Below are 19217 nucleotides of genomic sequence, written 5' to 3' on the forward strand. Positions count from 1 at the left end.
ACGCATCAGCAAAAATTAGATAATAGCCTACAGACGCTGTTTAAACTGGAAGTACCGGCCCTGTTTAGCGAGCAGCTCCGCGTGACTACCTTGCTCAATTATCTGGCCGTTGTCCATGACTATTATCTGATTAAAACGCGCCAGGCCTCGCAGGCGGTGGGTGACCATCAGCACGGTTTTCTCGCGCATGACTTCCGCCAGCAGATGCAGGATCTGGCTTTCGGTGGCGGCATCCAGACCTTCTGTCGGTTCATCCAGCAGCATCAGCGGCGCATCGTGGAGCAGCGCGCGGGCGATGGCCAGCCGGCGCAGTTCGCCGCCGGAAAGCTGGCGTCCGCCTTCGCCCAGCCAGCCGTTGAGTCCGCCATCTTCCAGCAGTTTTTCCAGGCCTACCTTCTCAAGGGTGGCGCAGAGCAGTGTATCATCAGCCTCAGGCGCCGCCAGCCGCAGGTTGTCGCGCAGGGTGGCGCTGAACAGATGCACGCGCTGCGGCACCACGCTCATTGACTGCCGCAGGGTGGCTTCGCTCAGCCCGGACAGCGGCTGGTCGTTGAGCAATATCTCTCCCTGCGCCGGATCCCATGCGCGGGTGAGCAACTGCAACAGCGTCGACTTTCCGCAGCCGGTTCGGCCAAGAATAGCGATATGTTCCCCGGCGGCAATCTGCAGGGAGATGTTCTCCAGGGCGGGGGAGGGCTGCTGCGGGTAGCGGAAGGTGACCTGCCTGAAGGTTAAGGCCACCTGCGCAGGCCTGCTGGCCTCGCCCTCAACGAAGGAGACTTCCGGCTGCTGGTCAGTGATCTGCGAGATCCGCAGCGCGGAGGCGATCACCTGACCTAAATGCTGGAAAGCGCCGGTGACGGGCGCCAGGGCTTCGAAAGCCGCCAGGGCGCAGAAGACGAACAGGGCGATCAGCGCCCCGGGCTGACTGTTGCCGCCGACGCCGTCTGAGGCCAGCCAGAGCATGGCCACCACGGCGATTCCGCCAATTAACAGCATTAGCGCCTGTGAAAGCGCGGTCAGCTCGGCCTGGCGACGCTGCGCGTCCTGCCAGCTGAGCTCGGTTTTTTCCATTTGCGCGCGATAGCGGTCGCTGGCGTTAAACACCATCAGCTCCGCCTGGCCCTGCAGCCAGGCGGTAAGCTGTTGCCGATACTGACCGCGCAGCTGGGTCATACTCTCTCCGGCCGGTTTACCGGCGCGATAGAACAGCGGCGGCATAACCAGCAGGGTCACCAGCATGATGCCGCCGAGCGTCAGCGCGAGGGTAACATCGAGCAGGCTTAATCCGCAGGTCACCACCACAATCACCACCAGCGCGCCGACCAGCGGCGAAATGACCCGCAGGTAGAGATGATCCAGGGTGTCGACGTCGGCGACTACGCGGTTGAGCAGTTCCCCCTGGCGAAAGCGCGCCAGCCCCGCCGGAGAGAGGGGGAGCAGTTTGCTGAAGGTGAAGACGCGCAGGTGCTGCAGCACGCGGAAGGTGGCATCGTGGCTGACCAGACGCTCGAAATAGCGTCCGGCGGTACGGATAATCGCTGCGCCGCGGACGCCCGCGGCGGGCAGCATATAGTTAAAACTGTAGATCCCGGCGACGCCCACCACCGCAGAGGCGGAGAGAAACCAGCCGGAGAGCGTCAGCAGGCCGATACTGGCCAGCAGGGTCACAATAGCCAGTACGATGCCGAGCAGCAGCATCCATTTGTGGCGTTTATACAGTGCCAGATAGGGTAAGAGCGCGCGCATTTAAATCTCCTCCTGACGATGGGCCAACAGCGCCGAGAAGACCCCGCCGGCGCGGGCCAGCGTGGCGTAGTCGCCTTGTTCGATAATCTGTCCGTTCTGCATCACCCAGACGGCATCCCAGTCCGCCAGTCCCTCAAGCTGATGGGTAACCAGCAGCGTGGTTTGCTGGGTGGAGGCGTGGGTCAACGCCTGCATGACCCGTTGTTCGCTATGGGCGTCGAGGCTGGCGGCGGGTTCATCCAGCAGCAGCAGGCGGCACGGCACCAACAGCGCGCGGGCGACCGCGATACGCTGCGCCTGGCCGACCGACAGACGGCCCGCCTGATCGCCCACGGCGGTATGGATCCCATCCGGCAGCAGAGCGATAAACTCGCTCACCCAGGCCTTGTCCAGCGCCAGCCGAAGCTGGGCATCGCTGGCTTCCGGCCACGCCAGCAGCACATTTTCCCGCAGCGTGGCGGCAGGAAGCTGGGGATTCTGCCCCACCCAGCTTAACAGGCGACGCCAGCGATCGGCGTCCAGCTCGCGCAGCTCCACGCCGTTGACCTTCAGCGAACCTTCATAGGGCAAAAAGCCGAGCAGGGTGTTCAGCAGGGAACTTTTCCCTGAGCCGCTCTGTCCCACCAGCACCACCCGCGCGCCTGCAGGCAGTGAAAAATTCAGCGGCCCGGCGAGGACTTTCCCGTCGGGGGATTTAATCAGCAGATCGCGCGCTTCCACGCCAATCAGATCGTTATCATTTAAGGTTTTTTCGCCACGCTCCACCTGGGTCAGCGGGGTTTCCATAAACGTTTTCAGACTGTCCGCAGCGCCGACGGCCTGGGCTTTGGCATGGTAGAAGGTGCCCAAGTCGCGTAATGGCTGGAAAAACTCCGGGGCGAGGATCAGCGTCAGGAAGCCCGCCATCAGCGTGACGCCCGCGCCATAGTGGCCGAAGTTAAGCTCGCCCAGGTATGAGAAGCCGAAATAAACCGCTACCAGCGCAATGGAGAGCGAGGTGAAAAACTCCAGTACTCCGGAGGAGAGGAACGCCAGGCGCAGGACTTCCATGGTGCGTTGGCGAAAGTCCTGCGAGGCGTCGCGAATATTATCCGTTTCGGCCTGACCACGGTGAAAAATACGCAAGGTTTCCATGCCGCGCAGACGGTCGAGGAAGTGGCCGCTGAGGCGGGCCAGCGCCTGGAAGTTACGCCGGTTGGCATCGGCGGCGCCCATCCCAACCAGGGCCATGAACAGGGGGATCAGCGGCGCGGTGCCGAGGAGGATCAGCGCGGCGGCCCAGTTGATCGGGAAAATAGTGATAACGATCAGCAGCGGCACGCAGGCCGCCAGCGTCATCTGCGGCAGGTAGCGGGCATAATAGTCATGCATATCGTCGATCTGCTCGAGGATAAGCGTCGCCCAGCTGCCGGCCGGTTTACCCTGGATCCACGCCGGGCCCGCCTGCTGGAGACGGTCGAGCACCTGGCGGCGAATTTCATAGCGAATATGCTGTCCGGCCTGAAAGCCGACCCGTTCACGCAGCCAGACCACCCAGGCGCGCAGCACAAAGGTCAGCACCAGCAGGGTCAGCGGCAGCAGCAGGGCGGTCGCAGGAATATTCTCCATCACCATCCGGTGCAGGATCCGCGCCAGGAACCAGGCCTGCGCCACGATCAGCAGACCGCTCGCCACGCCGAGGAGGCGGGAAATCATCAACCAGCGACGGGAGATAATGCTTTGCTGTTTTAACCAGCGGGTTAACTCTTGTTGACGGGTTTTATTCATTGCGCGCTTAGCAGGTGTCGTTATGGGAATATTGGGCACGGCAATGTTACATCGCGGCAAAAATAAAGGCGACTTTTCGTCGCCTTCTTTACCTTTGTTACTGACTTGTAAAGATTATTTGCACGCGTCAGCCAGACCGTCGAGGTAACGTTCAGCGTCCAGCGCCGCCATGCAGCCGGTGCCGGCGGAGGTGATAGCCTGACGATAAATATGGTCCATGACATCGCCGGCGGCAAACACGCCCGGGATGCTGGTCTGGGTCGCGTTGCCGTGGATACCGGACTGCACTTTGATGTAGCCGTTCTCCAGCTCCAGCTGACCTTCAAAGATGGCGGTGTTCGGGCTGTGGCCGATGGCGACAAACAGACCGGCTACTTCCAGGGACTCGACGTTGTCGCTGTTTTTGGTATCGCGCAGACGCAGGCCGCTGACGCCCATCTGGTCGCCGGTCACCTCTTCGAGGGTGCGATCGGTATGCAGCACGATGTTGCCGCTTGCCACTTTGTCCATCAGGCGTTTGATGAGGATTTTTTCCGCACGGAAGGAATCGCGACGGTGGATCAGATGTACCTCAGAGGCGATGTTCGACAGATACAGGGCCTCTTCAACCGCGGTGTTGCCGCCGCCGATCACCGCCACTTTCTGGTTGCGATAGAAGAATCCGTCACAGGTGGCGCACGCGGAAACGCCGCGGCCCTTGAAGGCTTCTTCGGAAGGCAGACCCAGGTAACGGGCTGAAGCGCCGGTGGCGATAATCAGCGCGTCACAGGTGTATTCGCCGCTGTCGCCGGTCAGACGGAACGGCCGGTTTTGCAGGTCGACGCGGCTGATATGGTCGAAAATAATCTCGGTTTCAAATTTCGCGGCATGCTCGTGCATGCGCTCCATCAGCAGCGGACCGGTCAAATCGTTCGGATCGCCTGGCCAGTTTTCCACTTCCGTCGTGGTGGTCAGCTGACCGCCTTTTTCCATCCCGGTGATCAGCACCGGCTGCAGGTTGGCGCGCGCGGCATAGACCGCCGCGGTGTATCCCGCAGGTCCAGAACCAAGAATAAGCAGTTTACTGTGTTTGGCTGTGCCCATGAGATCCCCATAATAATTGGCATACATTGGGCTGAGATTGTAGGGAATTTGTTGTCGTAAAAAAAGAGCGCAGCGATTTTGTTAACGATGTGTGCAATAGAAGCGGCCGATGAATTGGCGATTTTCCCGGCAAGGAATATAACTATTTCTACTGTTGGCGGGACAATTATAAGACGAAAAAATGAGAATCAACCAGGGTGGATGATGAATATCTGGCATCTTGTACTAAAAATCGATGTTTTGCTTTGACAATCCCCTGTGCTTTTGCGAAAACATTCAAGGAAGAAGAAAAGCAGTATTTGGCGTGCGGCGAATTTTCATGCACGCAAATGCCATTTTTATCCGGGTTAACGAAATCTACGCATGGTGTGGACAGACGCCATGCGTGATATCGGTGACTGCCGTCAGGCAACGGGCTTCTCACGTACCCCTGGGTTACCTAATGTCGTACGGGTAATAACAGGATGGGCTCTGGCAGTGAAGGCACAGAGCCGGAACAGGAGTAGGGAAGGAATACAGAGAGACAATAATAATGGTAGATAGCAAGAAGCGCCCTGGCAAAGATCTCGACCGCATTGATCGTAACATCCTGAATGAATTGCAAAAAGATGGGCGAATTTCTAACGTCGAGCTTTCTAAACGGGTGGGACTTTCTCCGACGCCTTGCCTTGAGCGTGTGCGTCGTCTTGAAAGACAGGGTTTTATTCAGGGCTATACGGCGCTGCTCAACCCGCATTATCTGGATGCATCACTTCTGGTATTTGTTGAGATTACTCTGAATCGTGGCGCACCGGATGTGTTTGAGCAATTTAACGCCGCAGTGCAAAAACTTGAAGAAATTCAAGAGTGTCATCTGGTTTCCGGTGATTTCGACTATCTGTTGAAAACCCGCGTACCGGATATGTCAGCGTATCGTAAATTACTGGGCGAGACCTTGCTGCGCCTGCCGGGCGTTAACGACACCCGTACCTATGTGGTAATGGAAGAAGTCAAGCAAAGTAATCGTCTGGTTATTAAGACGCGCTAACACGGAACAGGTGCAAACTCGACGTAGTTTGATTACACTCCTGTTAATCCATACAGCAACAGTGCCGGGGAGACCCGGCGCTGTTGTCCGTTTTAGCAGCAGGCAGGAAACAGCCTGATACCTGGAGAGCCTTTCTTGAGCCAGGAATACACCGAAGACAAAGAAGTCAAACTTACCAAACTCAGCAGCGGGCGCCGACTCCTTGAGGCGATGCTCATCCTTTGCTCCCTCTTCGCCATCTGGCTGATGGCGGCATTACTGAGCTTTAACCCCTCGGACCCAAGCTGGTCGCAAACGGCATGGCATGAGCCTATTCATAATTTAGGCGGCGCCCCCGGCGCGTGGCTTGCCGATACCCTGTTTTTCATTTTTGGCGTCATGGCCTATACCATCCCGGTGATCATCATCGGCGGATGCTGGTTTGCCTGGCGGCATCAGGAAAACGACGAATACATTGATTATTTCGCCGTTTCTCTGCGTCTCATCGGTGCGTTAGCCCTGATCCTGACCTCCTGCGGTCTGGCGGCGATTAACGCCGATGATATCTGGTACTTCGCCTCTGGCGGGGTGATTGGCAGCCTGCTGAGCACCACCCTGCAACCGCTGCTGCACAGCAGCGGCGGCACCATCGCTCTGTTGTGCATCTGGGCGGCCGGCCTGACGCTGTTTACCGGCTGGTCGTGGGTCAGCATTGCGGAAAAACTGGGCGGCGGCATCCTGTCCGTACTCACCTTTGCCAGCAACCGCACCCGTCGGGATGATACCTGGGTCGATGAAGGCGAATACGAAGACGACGATGAAGAGTACGACGACGAAGAGGCGGCAACCCCCCAGGAGTCGCGTCGGGCCCGCATCTTGCGCAGCGCGCTGGCGCGGCGTAAACGTCTGGCCGAGAAGTTTACCAACCCTATGGGGCGTAAAACCGACGCGGCGCTTTTCTCCGGCAAACGGATGGACGACGGGGAAGAGGCCGTGCAGTACAGCGCCAGCGGTGCGCCTGTCGCCGCCGACGATGTACTGTTTTCCGGCGCCAGCGCCGCGCGTCCCGCAGAGAATGATGTGCTATTTTCCGGCGCCAGCGCCGCGCGCCCGGGCGATTTCGACCCTTACGATCCGTTGCTGAACGGCCACAGTATCGCTGAGCCGGTGGGCGCAGCGGCGGCGGCCACTGCCGCGCCGCAGGCGTGGGGCGAGTCGACGGCGGGCCATCAGGGCGCTGCGCCGGCTTATCAGCCAGAAGCCAGCTATCCGCCGCAGCAGGCCTACCAGCCTGAACCCGCCCCGTTCCAGCAGGCTGCTTATCAGCCGCCAGCGGGGCAACCCGCGCCGCAGGCGTATCAGCCAGAGCCGGCGCAGTATCAACAGCCGGTTTACGATCCGCATGCCGGACAACAGCCTGCGCCGCAGGGGTATCAACCCGAGCATGCGCCGCACCAGCAGCCGGTTTACGATCCATATGCCGGACAACAGCCTGCGCCGCAGGGGTATCAACCAGAGCCTGCACAGTATCAGCAGCCGGTTTACGATCCATATGCCGGGCAACAGCCTGCGCCGCAGGGATATCAACCCGAGCCTGCACAGTATCAGCAGCCGGTTTACGATCCATATGCCGGACAACAGCCTGCGCCGCAGGGGCATCAATCCGAGCCTGCACAGTATCAGCAGCCGGTTTACGATCCGCATGCCGGTCAGCCCGCGCCGCAGGGGTATCAACCCGAGCCTGCACAGTATCAGCAGCCGGTTTACGATCCGTATGCCGGCCAGACCGCGCCGCAGGGGTATCAACCCGAGACTGCGCCTTATCAGCAGCCGAGTTACGATCCGCATGCCGGCCAGCCCGCGCCGCAGGCGTATCAGCCTGAGCCCGCGCCGGTACCTGCCGCGCAGCCAGAGCCTGAGGCCGTGCAGGAAGAAGTGAAACGTCCGCCGCTCTATTACTTCGAGGAAGTGGAAGAGAAGCGGGCGCGCGAACGCGAGCTGCTGGCTTCCTGGTATCAGCCTATTCCGGAGCCGGAAAGCCCGATCGCCACCAAACCGCTGACGCCGCCAGCCGCCCCGGCCAAACCGCCCGTGGAGTCAACCGTGGTTTCTGCGGTGGCGGCCGGGGTGCATCAGGCAACGGCTGCCAGCGGCGGCTCAGCGGCCGCGACGACGGCGACCGCCGCGTCCGCAGCGACGGCGCCATTGTTCAGCCCGGCCTCCAGCGGACCGCGGGTACAGGTGAAAGAGGGCATTGGTCCAAAACTACCGCGGCCTAATCGTGTTCGCGTCCCGACGCGTCGGGAACTGGCCTCCTACGGCATCAAGCTACCGTCGCAGCGTGAAGCAGAACAGCGCGCGCGGCAGGCAGAGCGAGACCCCCATTATGATGATGGGCTGATCTCTGATGAGGAAGCGGATGCTATGGAGCAGGATGAACTGGCTCGCCAGTTCGCCGCCACTCAACAGCAGCGCTATGGCCATCGCTGGGAAGACGATAACGCGACTGATGACGATGATGCCGACGCCGCGGCGGAAGCGGAGCTGGCGCGCCAGTTTGCCGCCACCCAGCAGCAGCGCTACGCCTCCGAGCAGCCGCCGGGCGCCAATCCGTTCTCGCCGGCGGATTACGAATTCTCGCCGATGAAAACTCTGGTCAATGAGGGGCCGAGCGAGCCGCTGTTTACGCCGACACCTGAAGTACAGCCGCAGCAGCCAGCCCAGCACTATCAACAACCGGCCGCCGCTCCGCAGCAGGGTTATCAACCTGCGCAGCACCAGCCGGTACATCATCAGCCAGTGCCGCCGCAGCCTTACCAGACTGCGCCGCAGTCCGTGCCGCAGCACCAACCGGTTACCCCGCAGGGGCATCAGCCTGCCGCGCCTGCGCCGCAGGAGAGCCTGATCCACCCGCTGCTGATGCGCAATGGCGATAGTCGACCGCTGCAAAAGCCGACGACGCCGCTGCCGTCGCTGGATCTGCTTACGCCGCCGCCCAGTGAAGTCGAGCCGGTGGATACCTTTGCTCTCGAGCAGATGGCACGACTGGTGGAAGCGCGACTCGCCGATTTCCGCATTAAAGCGGATGTGGTGAACTACTCGCCGGGGCCGGTGATCACCCGCTTCGAACTGAATCTGGCGCCTGGCGTCAAAGCGGCGCGAATCTCTAACCTGTCACGGGATCTGGCGCGTTCGCTGTCCACGGTCGCCGTGCGCGTGGTGGAGGTGATCCCGGGTAAACCGTATGTCGGGCTTGAGCTGCCGAATAAAAAGCGCCAGACCGTCTACCTGCGTGAAGTGCTCGACAACAGCAAGTTCCGTGATAACCCGTCGCCGCTGACCGTGGTGCTGGGTAAAGACATCGCCGGCGATCCGGTGGTGGCCGATCTGGCGAAAATGCCGCACCTGCTGGTGGCCGGTACCACCGGTTCCGGTAAGTCGGTCGGCGTCAACGCCATGATCCTCAGCATGCTCTACAAGGCGCAGCCGGAAGATGTGCGTTTCATCATGATCGACCCGAAAATGCTGGAGCTGTCGGTCTACGAAGGTATTCCGCACCTGCTGACGGAAGTGGTTACCGACATGAAAGACGCCGCCAATGCGCTGCGCTGGAGCGTCAACGAGATGGAGCGTCGCTACAAGCTGATGTCGGCGCTGGGCGTGCGTAACCTGGCGGGCTATAACGAGAAGATTGCAGAAGCGGCGCGCATGGGGCGTCCGATCCCGGATCCGTACTGGAAGCCAGGCGACAGTATGGACGCCGTGCACCCGGTACTGGAAAAGCTGCCGTACATTGTGGTGCTGGTGGACGAATTCGCCGACCTGATGATGACCGTCGGTAAGAAGGTGGAAGAGCTGATCGCTCGCCTGGCGCAGAAAGCGCGTGCGGCGGGGATCCACCTGGTGCTGGCGACGCAGCGTCCGTCGGTGGATGTCATTACCGGTCTGATTAAGGCCAACATTCCGACGCGCATCGCTTTTACCGTGTCGAGCAAAATTGACTCGCGTACCATTCTGGATCAGGGCGGTGCGGAATCGCTGCTCGGGATGGGGGACATGCTCTACTCCGGGCCGAACTCCACCACGCCGGTGCGCGTCCATGGGGCGTTTGTTCGCGACCAGGAAGTCCACGCCGTGGTTCAGGACTGGAAAGCCCGCGGTCGTCCGCAGTATGTAGACGGCATTACCTCCGACAGCGAAAGCGAAGGCGGCGGCGGTGGCTTCGACGGTGGTGAAGAGCTGGATCCGCTGTTCGATCAGGCGGTCAGCTTTGTGACCGAGAAGCGTAAAGCGTCGATTTCCGGGGTGCAGCGCCAGTTCCGCATCGGCTATAACCGTGCCGCGCGTATTATCGAACAGATGGAAGCGCAGGGCATTGTCAGCGAGCAGGGCCATAACGGTAACCGCGAAGTACTGGCGCCGCCGCCCTTTGAATGAGTGCAAAGTTGGGTAAATAAGCGCAAAATCAGCCAATTCTTCTGTCCCGCCGCCGTCAGCGGTCCTACATTAGGGGCAGAAGAGGCTCCCGCGTCGGGAGTGACGCACATTAAGGAAGAACAATGAAAAAACTCGCAATCACCTGTGCATTACTGTCTGGTATGGTCGTCAGCCAGGTCTGGGCAGATGCGGCCAGTGACTTAAAAAGCCGTCTTGATAAAGTGAGCAGCTTCCATGCCAGCTTCACGCAAAAAGTCACCGACGGCAGCGGCAACGCCGTGCAGGACGGACAGGGCGACCTGTGGGTAAAACGCCCGAATCTGTTTAACTGGCATATGACCCAGCCGGATGAGAGCGTCCTCGTTTCGGATGGTAAAACCCTGTGGTTCTATAACCCGTTCGTCGAGCAGGCCACGGCGACCTGGCTGAAAGACGCCACCAGCAACACGCCGTTTATGCTGATTGCCCGCAACCAGTCCAGCGACTGGCAGCAGTACAATATCAAACAAAACGGCGATGATTTTGTGCTGACGCCGAAAAGCGGCAGCGGCAACCTGAAACAGTTCACGATCAACGTCGGTCGGGACGGCACCATCCATCAGTTCAGCGCCGTCGAGCAGGATGATCAGCGCAGCAGCTATCAGCTGAAAACGCAGCAGAACGGCGCCGTCGACGCATCTAAGTTCACCTTTACGCCGCCGAAAGGGGTGACGGTGGACGATCAACGTAAGTAGAGGCGAAAGTGAGCAATCTGTCGCTCGATTTTTCCGACAACGCGTTTCAACCTCTGGCCGCTCGCATGCGGCCAGAAAATTTAGCGCAGTATATTGGCCAGCAGCACCTGCTGGCGCCGGGCAAACCCCTGCCGCGGGCGATCGAAGCCGGGCACCTGCATTCGATGATCCTCTGGGGGCCGCCGGGCACCGGCAAGACTACCCTGGCGGAAGTGATCGCCCGCTATGCCAGCGCCGATGTCGAACGGATCTCGGCGGTGACCTCCGGGGTGAAAGAGATCCGCGAGGCCATTGAGCGCGCGCGGCAGAATCGCAACGCCGGCCGACGAACGATTCTGTTTGTTGACGAAGTGCATCGCTTCAATAAAAGCCAGCAGGATGCCTTTCTGCCGCATATTGAAGATGGCACCATCACCTTTATTGGCGCGACCACCGAAAATCCCTCCTTTGAGCTTAACTCGGCGCTGCTCTCCCGCGCCCGCGTCTACTTACTGAAATCGCTCACCACCGACGATATCGAGCAGGTGCTTGACCAGGCGATGCACGATAAAACCCGCGGTTACGGCGGCCAGGATATCGTTTTGCCGGATGAGACCCGCAGGGCCATCGCCGAACTGGTGAACGGCGATGCGCGGCGGGCGCTGAATACCCTGGAAATGATGGCCGATATGGCCGAGAGCGATGATGCGGGCAAGCGGGTGCTGAAGGCGGAACTGCTGACCGAGATCGCCGGCGAGCGCAGCGCGCGCTTTGATAATAAAGGCGACCGTTTCTACGATTTGATTTCCGCCCTGCATAAGTCAGTGCGCGGGAGCGCGCCGGACGCGGCGCTCTACTGGTACGCGCGGATCATCACCGCCGGGGGCGATCCGCTGTACGTTGCCCGCCGTTGTCTGGCGATTGCCTCGGAAGACGTCGGCAACGCCGACCCGCGGGCGATGCAGGTGGCCATTTCGGCGTGGGACTGCTTTACCCGCGTCGGGCCGGCGGAAGGCGAACGGGCGATTGCCCAGGCCATTGTCTATCTGGCCTGCGCGCCGAAGAGCAATGCGGTCTACACCGCCTTTAAAGCGGCGCTGGCCGACGCGCGAGACCGTCCGGACTATGACGTTCCGGTGCATCTGCGCAATGCCCCGACGAAGCTGATGAAAGAGATGGGCTACGGGCAGGAGTATCGTTACGCTCATGACGAACCTAACGCCTACGCCGCCGGTGAGCAGTACTTCCCGCAGGAAATGGCGCAAACGCGCTATTATCGCCCGACAAACCGGGGGCTTGAGGGCAAAATTGGCGAAAAGCTCGCCTGGCTCGCTGAACAGGATCAAAATAGCCCGATAAAACGCTACCGCTAATTGAGGCGTTGCGGTAAGGTTATTACACTATTTCCGTGGTCGTAGTCTGCGGCCACTATTCTTTTTTTAATTCGATAAGCACAGGATAAGCATGCTCGATCCCAATCTGCTGCGTACCGAGCCAGACGCAGTCGCAGAAAAACTGGCACGCCGGGGCTTTAAGCTGGATGTAGATAAACTTCGCGCGCTTGAAGAGCGTCGTAAAGTTCTGCAGGTGCAAACGGAAAACCTGCAGGCGGAGCGCAACTCCCGATCGAAATCCATTGGCCAGGCGAAAGCGCGCGGGGAAGACATCGAGCCATTACGCCTGGAAGTGAACATACTCGGCGAACAGCTGGATGCCGCAAAATCCGAGCTGGAAGCGCTGCTGGCGGAAATCCGCGATATCGCGCTGGCGATCCCGAATATTCCTCACGATGACGTGCCGGTTGGCCGTGACGAAAACGACAACGTTGAAGTCAGCCGCTGGGGCACGCCGCGCCAGTTCGATTTCGACGTGCGCGATCACGTGACGCTGGGTGAAATGCACGGGGGGCTGGATTTTGCCGCCGCCGTTAAGCTCACCGGTTCGCGCTTCGTGGTGATGAAAGGCCAGCTGGCCCGTCTGCACCGCGCCCTGGCGCAGTTCATGCTGGATCTGCACACTGAACAGCATGGCTATAGCGAAAACTATGTCCCGTACCTGGTTAACCAGGACACCCTGTATGGCACCGGTCAGCTGCCGAAATTCGCCGGCGACCTGTTCCATACCCGTCCGCTGGAAGAAGAGGCTGACAGCAGCAACTACGCGCTGATCCCGACGGCGGAAGTGCCGCTGACCAACCTGGTGCGTGATGAAATTATCGATGAAGACGATCTGCCGATAAAAATGACCGCCCATACGCCGTGCTTCCGTTCCGAAGCAGGTTCTTATGGTCGCGACACCCGCGGTCTGATCCGTATGCACCAGTTCGATAAAGTTGAAATGGTGCAGATTGTCCGTCCGGAAGACTCGATGGCGGCGCTGGAAGAGATGACCGGCCACGCCGAGAAAGTGCTGCAGCTGCTGGGCCTGCCTTACCGTAAGGTCGCGCTGTGCACCGGCGATATGGGCTTCAGCGCCTGCAAAACCTATGACCTCGAAGTGTGGGTCCCGGCGCAGAACACCTACCGTGAGATCTCTTCCTGCTCCAACGTCTGGGATTTCCAGGCGCGTCGTATGCAGGCTCGCTGCCGCAGTAAGTCCGACAAGAAGACCCGTCTCGTTCATACCCTGAATGGTTCTGGCCTGGCGGTCGGTCGTACCCTGGTGGCGCTGATGGAAAACTATCAGCAGGCTGATGGCCGTATCGAGATCCCGGAAATCCTGCGCCCGTATATGCGCGGCCTCGAATATATCGGTTAATTTTTACCTTCTCCCTTAAAAGCGCCTGCGGGCGCTTTTTTTACATCCTTATTGATACCGGGCAATAATCCCATCCGCGAATGCAGTGATACTCCCTTTGGATTAAACCAGCATAAAAAACCAATAATATTTCAAAGCCTTATATATATGACTATATAGCGCTTGTCAGTTTATTGTGAGCAACCAAAGCGAGTATCCATGAAAATTAAAGCCCCCGATGCTTTACTGGCTGCTGAGGTAAGCCGCCGTGGTCTGATGAAAACCACGGCAATAGGCGGCCTGGCGCTGGCCAGCAACGCACTAACGTTACCCTTTTCCCGTATGGCCCACGCCGCCGACACGCCTGCCCCGGCCAGTGAGAAGGTGGTCTGGAGCGCCTGCACCGTCAACTGCGGTAGCCGCTGCCCGCTGCGCATGCACGTGGTGGATGGCGCGATTCAATACGTCGAAACCGATAATACCGGTGACGATAACTATGACGGCCTGCATCAGGTGCGCGCCTGCCTGCGCGGGCGGTCTATGCGCCGCCGGGTTTATAACCCCGATCGGCTGAAATATCCGATGAAGCGCGTAGGCAAACGCGGTGAGGGTAAATTCGAGCAAATCAGCTGGGAAGAGGCGTTCGATATCATCGCCAGCACGACGCAGCGCCTGATTAAAGACTACGGCAACGAGTCCATCTATCTGAACTACGGCACCGGCACGCTGGGAGGCACGCTGACCCGCTCCTGGCCGCCGGGGAAAACCCTGATTGCCCGTCTGATGAACTGCTGCGGTGGGTATCTCAATCATTACGGCGACTATTCATCCGCGCAGATTGCCGCAGGGTTGAATTACACCTACGGCGGCTGGGCGGATGGCAACAGCCCGTCGGATATTGAAAACAGCCAGTTAGTGGTGCTGTTCGGCAACAACCCAGGCGAAACGCGGATGAGCGGCGGCGGGGTGACCTACTATCTTGAGCAGGCGCGCCAGAAATCCAATGCCCGGATGATCATTATCGATCCGCGCTATACCGACACCGGCGCCGGACGCGAAGATGAATGGATCCCGATTCGCCCCGGTACCGATGCGGCGCTGGTATCGGGTCTGGCGTGGGTGATGATCACCGAGAATCTGGTCGATCAGCCGTTCCTCGATAAATACTGTGTGGGATACGACGAGAAAACTCTGCCTGCCGATGCCCCGGCCAATGGCCACTATAAAGCCTGGATACTTGGCCAGGGCGCCGACGGTATCGCCAAAACGCCGGAGTGGGCCTCGACCATAACCGGTATTCCGCGCGAACGCATTGTTAAACTGGCGCGCGAAATTGCCAGCGCCAAACCGGCCTATATCAGCCAGGGCTGGGGGCCGCAGCGTCACGCCAACGGCGAAATCGCCACCCGGGCTATCGCGATGCTCGCCATTCTGACCGGTAACGTCGGGATCAACGGCGGTAACAGCGGCGCGCGCGAGGGCTCCTACAGCCTGCCGTTTGAGCGCATGCCGACGCTGGAGAATCCGGTTCAGACCAGCATATCGATGTTTATGTGGACCGATGCGATTGAGCGCGGCCCGGAAATGACTGCCCTGCGCGATGGGGTGCGTGGCAAAGATAAGCTCGATGTGCCGATCAAAATGATCTGGAACTATGCGGGCAACTGCCTGATCAACCAGCACTCAGAGATTAACCGCACCCACGAGATCCTGCAGGACGACAAGAAGTGCGAGATGATTGTGGTCATCGACTGCCATATGACCTCGTCAGCGAAATACGCCGATATTCTGCTGCCGGACTGCACCGCCTCTGAGCAGATGGATTTCGCGCTGGATGCCTCCTGCGGCAACATGTCCTACGTCATCTTTGCCGACCAGGCCATCAAGCCGCGTTTCGAATGCAAAACTATCTATGAGATGACCAGCGAGCTGGCGAAGCGCCTCGGCGTCGAGGAAAAATTTACCGAAGGCCGTACCCAGGAAGGCTGGATGCGCTATCTGTATGAGCAGTCGCGTACAGCGATTCCCGACCTGCCGGATTTCGACACCTTCCGTCAGCAGGGCATCTATAAGCAGCGCGATCCGCAAGGGCACCATGTGGCTTATAAAGCCTTCCGCGAGGATCCGCAGGCTAATCCGCTGACCACGCCTTCGGGCAAGATTGAAATCTATTCGCAGGCGCTGGCGAAAATCGCCGCCACCTGGGAGCTGCCGGAAGGCGATGTCATCGATCCGCTGCCGATCTACACCCCGGGCTTCGAAAACTACAACGATCCGCTGACGGCGAAATACCCGCTACAGCTGACCGGCTTCCACTATAAATCGCGCGTCCATTCAACCTACGGCAACGTCGATGTACTGAAGGCTGCCTGTCGGCAGGAGATGTGGATTAACCCGATCGATGCCCGCCAGCGCGGTATTGCCAACGGCGATCGCATTCGCATCTTCAACGACCGTGGGGAAGTGCATATCGAAGCGAAGGTGACCCCGCGCATGATGCCGGGCGTGGTCGCGCTGGGGGAAGGGGCCTGGTATAACCCGGACGCCTCGCGCGTGGATCAGGCGGGCAGCATTAACGTGCTGACCACCCAGCGCCCCTCGCCGCTGGCGAAGGGGAACCCGTCGCATACCAACCTCGTCCAGGTTGAGAAGCTGTAAGGAGTAACCGATGACAACTCAGTATGGATTTTTTATTGATTCCGCCCGTTGCACCGGTTGCAAGACCTGCGAACTGGCCTGTAAGGACTACAAAAATCTGACCCCGGAGGTCAGCTTCCGCCGCATTTATGAATATGCCGGCGGCGACTGGCAGGAGGATAACGGCGTCTGGAATCAGAACGTGTTCGCCTATTACCTCTCCATCGCCTGTAACCACTGCGAAGATCCGGCCTGCACCAAGGTCTGTCCGAGCGGAGCGATGCACAAGCGCGAAGACGGTTTTGTGGTGGTCAACGAAGAGGTGTGCATTGGCTGCCGTTACTGCCATATGGCCTGTCCTTACGGCGCGCCGCAATATAACGCCGACAAAGGCCATATGACCAAGTGTGACGGCTGCCACGAGCGCGTCGCCGACGGGAAAAAGCCGATCTGCGTCGAGTCCTGTCCGCTGCGGGCGCTGGATTTCGGGCCGATTGCCGAACTGCGCGCTAAGCACGGCCAGCTGGCGGCGGTGGCGCCGTTGCCTTCGGCGCACTTTACCCGGCCGAGCATCGTGATCAAACCTAACACCAATGCCCGGCCGTGTGGCGATACCACCGGTTACCTGGCAAACCCGAAGGAGGTGTAAGATGGGAAACGGATGGCATGAATGGCCGCTGATGATCTTTACGGTCTTCGGCCAGTGCGTCGCGGGCGGCTTCATCGTCCTGGCGCTGGCGCTCATGACGGGCAAGCTCTCCCGTGAGCAGGAGCAGCGCGTGGTGGGTAGCATGTTCGGCCTGTGGGTATTGATGGGGATCGGGTTTATCGCCTCGACAATGCACCTCGGTTCGCCGCTGCGGGCCTTTAACTCGCTCAATCGCGTAGGGGCCTCATCGCTGAGTAATGAGATAGCCAGCGGGGCGATCTTCTTCGCCGTCGGCGGGATTGGCTGGCTGCTGGCCGTGTGTAAAAAGTTGCCTGCCGGACTGCGTAGCCTGTGGCTGGTAGCAACCATGGCGCTTGGGGTGATCTTCGTCTGGATGATGGTGCGGGTCTATAACACCATCGACACGGTGCCGACCTGGTATACCGTCTGGACGCCGCTGAGCTTCTTCCTGACGCTATTTATCGGCGGTCCGCTGCTGGGCTACCTGCTGCTGCGCGTCGCAGGCGTCGACGGTTGGGCGCTGCGCCTGCTGCCGGTGGTCACTTTACTGGCGCTGCTGGTGAGTATCGTGGTGGTCCTGATGCAGGGGAGTGAACTCGCCACTATCCGCAGCTCAATTCAGCAGGCCTCCGCCCTGGTGCCGGATTATGGGCTGCTTATGGCCTGGCGCGTGGTGCTGCTGGCGCTGGCCCTGGCCTGCTGGTGCGTGCCGCAGATCCGCGGCCGCAAGCCGGCGGTCTCGCTGCTCGGCCTGGCGTTTGTTCTGGTGCTGGCGGGAGAGATGATTGGCCGCGGCGTATTCTATGGTCTGCATATGACCGTCGGGATGGCTATCGCCAGTTAATCAGCGTCATCATGCCGGCGCAGGCGTGCCGGCATGATGAAAACGTGCTGTCGATAGATGAAATTTTTCGACTGAAATTAACAGCAAGATTTATTAATAAATTAAGAAAAACAACAGCGTATTATCTGTTGCCTCATCTTTATCCCTTCTGTGGATAAAAAACTTCTATCGTGCCCGGCAAAACCGCGTCAGGCCTGATTTCAGGTGGATTGACAATGTTTTTAGCGGTGGCATGATGCGCTCGCGATCTGAACATTCCTCACGGTTTTTACCCATGACCATCTACACCCGGCCAGTGCAAATGCTGCTCTGTGGCCTGCTTTTACTGACCCTGGCGATAGCGGTGCTGAATACGCTCGTCCCGCTCTGGCTCGCTCATGAAAATATGCCAACCTGGCAGGTCGGCATGGTGGGGTCATCCTATTTTACCGGCAACCTGGCCGGTACGTTGCTTGCCGGCTGGGTGATCAAGCGCCTGGGGTTTAACCGCAGCTATTATCTCGCGTCGTTAATATTCGCCGTCGGCTGCGTAGGGCTGGGGATCACCGTGGGCTTCTGGACGTGGCTGAGCTGGCGTTTTATCGCCGGCGTAGGCTGCGCGATGATTTGGGTGGTGGTGGAAAGCGCGCTGGTCTGCAGCGGCACTTCACGCAGCCGCGGTCGTCTGCTGGCGGCGTACATGATGGTCTATTACGTCGGTACCGTACTGGGCCAGCTGATGGTCAGTAAACTCCCCACCGATTTAATGAGCGTCCTGCCGTGGGTGACGGGTCTGGCGCTGGCGGCGATCCTGCCGCTGCTGTTTACCCGCATCATGGGGCAGGCCGAAGAGCCGCATGAAACGGTACGTATCTGGCCGATGCTGAAGCTGCGCCAGGCGCGCCACGGGGTCAATGGCTGCATTATCTCAGGGATTGTCCTCGGCTCGCTGTATGGTCTGATGCCGCTGTGGCTGAACCATCAGGGCGTCAGCGACGCCGGCATTGGCTTCTGGATGGCGGTGATGGTTAGCGCCGGGATCCTCGGCCAGTGGCCGGTAGGGCGCCTGGCAGACCGCTACGGTCGCCTGCTGGTGCTGCGGGTGCAGGTTTTTGTGGTGATTCTGGGATGTATGGCGATGCTCAGCCAGGCGGCGATGGCGCCGGCGCTGTTTGTGTTGGGCGCTTCGGGCTTTACCCTCTATCCGGTGGCGATGGCCTGGGCCTGTGAAAAAGTGGAGCACCATCAGCTGGTGGCAATGAACCAGGCGCTGTTGATGAGCTATACCATCGGCAGCCTGCTGGGCCCGACGCTGACGGCGATGCTGATGCAGAACTTCTCGGATAACCTGCTGTTTATTATGATCGCCAGCGTGTCGTTTATCTATCTGCTGACCCTGCTGCGCAAAGCCGGGCATCATCCAACGCCGGTGGCGCACGCCTGACGCTGTAGCGCGCAGCGCATGCTGCGCGTCATCCGTTTTAATAGCCTGTGCTTACTGCAGTAGAGCCGTCTTGCATAAGAATGCAACGGCTGGACGGTAACAGCTTACCACGCCGTTGCAGGCCGGCATAAGCGCATCACCGGCCCGGTGGG

Annotated in this window: 12 protein-coding genes; 9 read left to right on the plus strand and 3 right to left on the minus strand. The window is 59.6% G+C overall.

Features of this window, described 5'->3' with window-relative positions; all coding sequences use genetic code 11:
* Positions 1 to 27: 27 nt before the first annotated feature.
* From cydC to trxB, 3 genes are all read right to left on the minus strand, one after another.
* Positions 28 to 1749, minus strand: a complete 1722-nt coding sequence (gene cydC / locus ACLH1U_RS15420) for a heme ABC transporter ATP-binding protein/permease CydC (protein WP_023289007.1) — start codon at positions 1747 to 1749, stop codon at positions 28 to 30.
* On the minus strand, positions 1750 to 3516 hold the full coding sequence (cydD, locus tag ACLH1U_RS15425) for a heme ABC transporter permease/ATP-binding protein CydD (protein WP_023289008.1): 1767 nt from the start codon (positions 3514 to 3516) through the stop codon (positions 1750 to 1752).
* A gap of 114 nt (positions 3517 to 3630) precedes the next feature.
* Positions 3631 to 4599, minus strand: a complete 969-nt coding sequence (trxB, locus tag ACLH1U_RS15430; protein ID WP_002898019.1) for a thioredoxin-disulfide reductase — start codon at positions 4597 to 4599, stop codon at positions 3631 to 3633.
* Positions 4600 to 5131: 532 nt separating this feature from the next.
* On the opposite strand from trxB, the gene lrp reads away from it, so the two are divergent.
* The 9 genes from lrp (at position 5132) to ACLH1U_RS15475 (ending at position 19065) form a co-directional block, all read left to right on the plus strand.
* The gene (lrp, locus tag ACLH1U_RS15435; RefSeq protein ID WP_000228469.1) at positions 5132 to 5626 is read left to right on the plus strand and encodes a leucine-responsive transcriptional regulator Lrp; all 495 of its coding nucleotides are present in this window, start codon (positions 5132 to 5134) and stop codon (positions 5624 to 5626) included.
* Between the two features lie 135 nt (positions 5627 to 5761).
* Positions 5762 to 10042 carry a DNA translocase FtsK gene (ftsK, locus tag ACLH1U_RS15440; RefSeq protein ID WP_102003816.1) on the plus strand — a complete coding sequence of 1427 codons (4281 nt, stop codon included), beginning with the start codon at positions 5762 to 5764 and terminating at the stop codon, positions 10040 to 10042.
* Positions 10043 to 10164: 122 nt separating this feature from the next.
* Complete coding sequence (gene lolA, locus ACLH1U_RS15445) at positions 10165 to 10776, plus strand: outer membrane lipoprotein chaperone LolA (RefSeq protein WP_085550644.1); 612 nt, start codon at positions 10165 to 10167, stop codon at positions 10774 to 10776.
* 8 nt (positions 10777 to 10784) lie between these two features.
* Positions 10785 to 12128, plus strand: a complete 1344-nt coding sequence (gene rarA / locus ACLH1U_RS15450) for a replication-associated recombination protein RarA (protein ID WP_032455263.1) — start codon at positions 10785 to 10787, stop codon at positions 12126 to 12128.
* 91 nt (positions 12129 to 12219) lie between these two features.
* Entirely contained in the window at positions 12220 to 13512 is a 1293-nt protein-coding gene (serS, locus tag ACLH1U_RS15455) for a serine--tRNA ligase (RefSeq protein WP_085550645.1), read from the plus strand.
* Between the two features lie 198 nt (positions 13513 to 13710).
* On the plus strand, positions 13711 to 16149 hold the full coding sequence (dmsA, locus tag ACLH1U_RS15460) for a dimethylsulfoxide reductase subunit A (RefSeq protein ID WP_044521912.1): 2439 nt from the start codon (positions 13711 to 13713) through the stop codon (positions 16147 to 16149).
* Positions 16150 to 16159: 10 nt separating this feature from the next.
* A complete protein-coding gene (locus ACLH1U_RS15465) occupies positions 16160 to 16777 on the plus strand; it encodes a DMSO/selenate family reductase complex B subunit (protein ID WP_085550646.1) in 618 nt (205 codons plus the stop codon).
* A 1-nt stretch (position 16778) separates the two neighbouring features.
* The gene (locus ACLH1U_RS15470; RefSeq protein WP_023289013.1) at positions 16779 to 17642 is read left to right on the plus strand and encodes a dimethyl sulfoxide reductase anchor subunit family protein; all 864 of its coding nucleotides are present in this window, start codon (positions 16779 to 16781) and stop codon (positions 17640 to 17642) included.
* A 274-nt stretch (positions 17643 to 17916) separates the two neighbouring features.
* The gene (locus ACLH1U_RS15475; protein ID WP_008805851.1) at positions 17917 to 19065 is read left to right on the plus strand and encodes an MFS transporter; all 1149 of its coding nucleotides are present in this window, start codon (positions 17917 to 17919) and stop codon (positions 19063 to 19065) included.
* Positions 19066 to 19217: the final 152 nt, after the last annotated feature.

The organism is Klebsiella sp. 1SOBk5mer (genome assembly GCF_046603115.1).
In the GTDB taxonomy this organism is placed as follows: domain Bacteria; phylum Pseudomonadota; class Gammaproteobacteria; order Enterobacterales; family Enterobacteriaceae; genus Klebsiella; species Klebsiella quasipneumoniae.